This window comes from Streptomyces griseorubiginosus, assembly GCF_001514195.1.
In the GTDB taxonomy this organism is placed as follows: Bacteria; Actinomycetota; Actinomycetes; order Streptomycetales; family Streptomycetaceae; genus Streptomyces; species Streptomyces griseorubiginosus.
The window spans coordinates 533,948-538,285 of the sequence record NZ_KQ948736.1; the positions used below are offsets into that span (position 1 = coordinate 533,948).

The 4,338-nt window shown below is 70.6% G+C and carries 5 protein-coding genes; 1 reads left to right on the forward strand and 4 read right to left on the reverse strand.

Annotation, left to right across the window (positions count from 1 at the left end):
• The 4 genes from AQJ54_RS15060 to sucC all read right to left on the reverse strand — a co-directional run.
• Window positions 1-218 (reverse strand): CoA transferase (locus AQJ54_RS15060; protein WP_211278550.1); only part of this gene is annotated, 218 nt, incomplete at its 3' end.
• A gap of 83 nt (window positions 219-301) precedes the next feature.
• Entirely contained in the window at window positions 302-1,858 is a 1,557-nt protein-coding gene (locus AQJ54_RS15065; protein ID WP_062237751.1) for an aldehyde dehydrogenase family protein, read from the reverse strand.
• A 67-nt stretch (window positions 1,859-1,925) separates the two neighbouring features.
• The gene (sucD, locus tag AQJ54_RS15070) at window positions 1,926-2,825 is read right to left on the reverse strand and encodes a succinate--CoA ligase subunit alpha (RefSeq protein ID WP_062237753.1); all 900 of its coding nucleotides are present in this window, start codon (window positions 2,823-2,825) and stop codon (window positions 1,926-1,928) included.
• Window positions 2,826-2,836: 11 nt separating this feature from the next.
• A complete protein-coding gene (sucC, locus tag AQJ54_RS15075; RefSeq protein ID WP_062237755.1) occupies window positions 2,837-3,967 on the reverse strand; it encodes an ADP-forming succinate--CoA ligase subunit beta in 1,131 nt (376 codons plus the stop codon).
• 150 nt (window positions 3,968-4,117) lie between these two features.
• Between sucC and AQJ54_RS15080 the strand changes: the two genes are divergently transcribed.
• Window positions 4,118-4,338, forward strand: a 221-nt coding sequence (locus AQJ54_RS15080) for a CoA transferase (protein WP_211278551.1), incomplete at its 3' end; no start/stop codon positions are given.

Here is a 4,338-nt window from a genome sequence, read left to right on the forward strand (position 1 = left end):
ATGTTCAGCGTGATACTGCGCTTGTTGCAGTTCAGCATCGTGAAATACAACGAGTCCGCACCCGGCACATCCCGCAACTGCCCCCGCGTGACATCCCCGCCCGGCGCCTCCACCTTCACCACATCCGCCCCCAGCCACGCCAGCAACTGCGTCGCCGACGGACCCGACTGCACATGCGTCATGTCCAACACCCGCACACCCTCAAGAGCCAACGTCATGCTCGTCACCCCATCTCCGTGTCGTCGTGTGTTCGCCGGTGGACGGGGCGGCGCGCCGTCCCGGGGCGCCGCCCCGACCTGTGTCACGGCATCAGCTGGTACTCGGGGAAGTTGCCGGGCAGCCGTTCGTCGGGGGGTCCCTGGGTGACCGCGCGCACCAGGAGTTCGCCGCCGACGAAGGCACCGCGCCAGGAGGCTCCGAAGCCGCCGAACAGTTCGTCGCGGTCGCCGCGGGAGCGCGGGGTGCCGTGTCCGACCTTGAACGCGCGGATCTGCGGGGCGAGTCGGTCGAAGGTCGCCCGGTCGTCGGTGGAGAGGGTGGCGACCAGGGCGCCGTTGGAGGCGTTCATGGCAGCCAGCAGTTCCGCTTCCGTGTCGACCAGGACGATGGTGTCGACCGGGCCGAAGGGTTCCGCGTGGTGCAGGGGCGAGGAGGGGGGCGGGTTGAGGAGGGTGACTGGTTGGACGTACGCGGAGGTGTCCTGGCCGGCCAGGAAGCGGGCGTCGGCCTCGCTGCCGCGGTGCACGGGCACGGCGCCGCGGTCGATGGCCTCGGCGACCTGGTCGCGCAGTTCCTTCGCCTTGGCCGCGTTGATCACCGGGCCGAAGTCGAGGGAGGGGTAGGGGTCGTCGGAGTTCTCGACGGCGAGCGGGTGGCCGAGGCGCAGGGTGCGCACGGCGGGGAGGTAGGCCGCGAGGAACTCGTCGAACAGCTCGCGCTGGACGACGAAGCGCGGGTAGGCGGTGCAGCGCTGCTTGCCGTAGTCGAAGAGCTTGGGGATGACGGCGGTGAGGGCGTCCCAGTCGGTGTGGTTCCAGATCCCCCAGGTGTTGAGTCCCTCCTGTTCGAGGATGTGCCGTTTGCCGAGGTCGGCGACGGCGGTGGCGACGGCGGCGCCGGTGTCGCGGCCGCCGACGAAGGAGACGCAGCCGATCTCGGGCGCGCGCACCAGCGCCTCGGACAGCTCTCCCCCGCTGCCGCTGACGAGGGTGACGGGGATGCCCTCGCGGGCGGCGAGCGCGCAGGCCAGGGTGAGGCAGGCGACGCCGCCGTCGGTGGGCGTCTTGGCGATGACCGCGTTGCCCGCCAGCGCCTGGACCAGCAGGGCGTGGACGAGCACGCTCATCGGGTAGTTCCAGCTGGCGATGTTGGACACCGGGCCGTCGAGCGGGACCCGGCCCTGGACCATCGGCTCGATGCCGTCGACGTACCAGCGCACGCCGTCGATGGCCCGGTCCACGTCGGCCTGTGCGAGGCGCCACGGCTTGCCGATCTCCCAGACCAGGAGGAGGGCGAGGAGTTCGCGGTGCTCGGTGAGGGCGTCGAGGGTGGCGGCGACCCGGGCTCGGCGTTCTTCGAGGCGGACGTGCCGCCAGGCGCGGTGCTGGTCGAGGGAGGCGCGGACGGCCTGCTGGGCGGCTTCCCGGTCCAGACGCGGCGGACCGGCGATGGGGCTGCCGTCGACGGGGCTGGTGGCGGGCAGCGCCCGGCCGTCGGCCCGCCAGGCGGATCCCCAGAGGTTGAGGACGCGGTCGTCGCGGAAGGCCTCCGGGGCGACGGCGAGGCAGCGCTGCCAGGCGTCGTTCCAGGAGGTACCGGACTTCACCACGAGCCGGGTGGAGTCGAGGGTGGTTGTCATGCGATCTCTCCGCTCTCGGTGCACAGTCGGGGGCGGGGTGGTGAGGGAACGCGCTGCACGGTTCGGGTCAGGCCTCCGAGGCCTCGTGAACCGTGTCCAGCAGGGAGAGCACGAGGCGGGCCGTCTCGGTCGGGGTGTCCCCGACCCTGACGCCTACCGCCTCCAGCGCCTCCTTCTTCGCCCGGGCCGTGCCCGCGGAACCGGACACGATGGCGCCGGCGTGGCCCATGGTCCGGCCCTCGGGCGCGGTGAAGCCGGCGATGTAGCCGACGACGGGCTTGGTGACGTGGTCCCGGATGTACGCGGCCGCCCGTTCCTCCGCGTCTCCGCCGATCTCCCCGATGAGAACGACGAGTTCGGTGTCGGGGTCGTCCTGGAAGGCGGCCAGGCAGTCGATGTGACTGGTGCCGACGACGGGGTCACCGCCGATGCCGACACAGGTGGAGAAGCCGATGTCCCGCAGCTCGTACATGAGTTGGTAGGTGAGCGTGCCCGACTTGGACACCAGACCGACCCGGCCGGAGCGGGTGATGTCGGCCGGGATGATGCCCGCGTTGGACTGTCCGGGAGTGATCAGGCCCGGACAGTTGGGGCCGATGATCCGTGTCCCCTTCTTCTTCGCGTACGAGGTGAAGGCCACGGAGTCGTGGACGGGGACGCCCTCGGTGATGACGACGGCGAGACCGATCCCGGCGTCTGCGGCCTCCACGACGGCCGCCCTGGTGAAGGCGGGTGGCACGAAGACGACGGTGACGTCGGCTCCGGTGGCCCGCATGCCGTCGGCGACCGAGCCGAAGACGGGGACGACACGGTCGTCGAAGTCGACGGCCTGGCCGGCCTTGCGCGGGTTGACGCCGCCGACGACGTTGGTCCCGGCGGCGAGCATGCGCCGGGTGTGTTTCATGCCCTCGCCGCCGGTCATGCCCTGGACGAGGACCCTGGACTCCTTGGTCAGGAAGATGGCCATGTCCCGCTCCTTCAACCGGTGTTGACGAGTGCGGCGGCGCGCCGGGCGGCGCCGTCCATGGTGGTGGCCTGCTCGACGAGAGGATGGGCGTGCTCGTCGAGGACGGTTCGCCCGCAAGCCGCGTTGTTGCCGTCGAGCCGCACGACCAGCGGCTTGGTCGGCCGGACCTCGTCCAGGGCCCTGACGATGCCGTCGGCCACCGCGTCGCAGGCGGTGATCCCGCCGAAGACGTTGACGAGCACGGACTTCACGGCCGGGTCGGAGAGGATGACCGACAGCCCGTCCGCCATGACCTGGGCCGAGGCGCCGCCGCCGATGTCGAGGAAGTTGGCCGGCCGGGCACCGCAGCCGGCGACCACGTCGAGGGTCGACATGACCAGTCCCGCTCCGTTGCCGATGATGCCGACCTCGCCGTCGAGCTTGACGTAGGTGAGGCCCTTCGCTGCCGCGGCCGCCTCCAGGGGATCGTCGTAGGAGATACTGTCGGCGCCCCAACGGGCCTGCCGGAAGCGGGCGTTGTCGTCGAGGGTGACCTTGCCGTCGAGGGCGAGGATCTGCCCCTGCCGGGTGCGCACGAGCGGGTTGACCTCGACGAGGAGCGCATCCTCGCGGACCAGCACCTCCCACAGCCGTACGAGGACGTCGACGGTCTGCGGGGGCAGCCCGGCCGCCTGGGCGATCGCGCCCGCCGTCGCCGAGGTGACGCCCTCGGCGGGGTCGACGGGGACGCGCACGACCGCTTCGGGGCGGGTGGCCGCGACCTCCTCTATGTCCATGCCGCCGACCGCCGACGCGATGGCGAGGAAACGGCCCGCCGCGCGGTCGAGGACGTAGGCGACGTAGAACTCGGCCTCGATGTCGACGGGTTGGGCCAGCATGACCCTGCCGACCCGGTGCCCCTTGATGTCCATGCCGAGAATCCGGCGGGTCGTCCGTTCGGCCTCCGCGGGGTCGGCGGCGAGCCGCACACCGCCCGCCTTGCCCCGGCCCCCCGTCTTGGCCTGTGCCTTGACGACGGCACTGCCGCCCAGTCGGCGGGCGATGGCGCGGGCCTCCTGGGGCGAGTCGGTGACCTCCGCCCTCGGCACCGGGATCCCGTGTTCCTCGAAGAGGGCGCGGGCTTCGTGCTCGTACAGGTCCATGGTTCGGCTCCCGTCTCAAAAGTGCACGACCTAAAAGTGCTGCACGCCCCCTGGACATCACCCACGTGATGCGGGATAACAATCTTCATACAGTATTCGTCGACTGTATGCAATGTGCCGAACCCAAGCCTGCTGACGGTGAGGTGACCCATGACGACGTTGGCTCTTGAGGGTGTGCGGGTGTTGGACATGACGCATGTGCAGTCGGGTCCGTCGGCGACGCAGTTGCTGGCGTGGCTGGGGGCGGATGTGGTGAAGGTGGAGGCGCCGGGCGGGGATGTCACGCGGGGGCAGTTGCGGGATGTGCCGGGTGCGGACTCGTTGTATTTCACGATGCTGAACTGCAACAAGCGCAGTATCACGCTGAACAC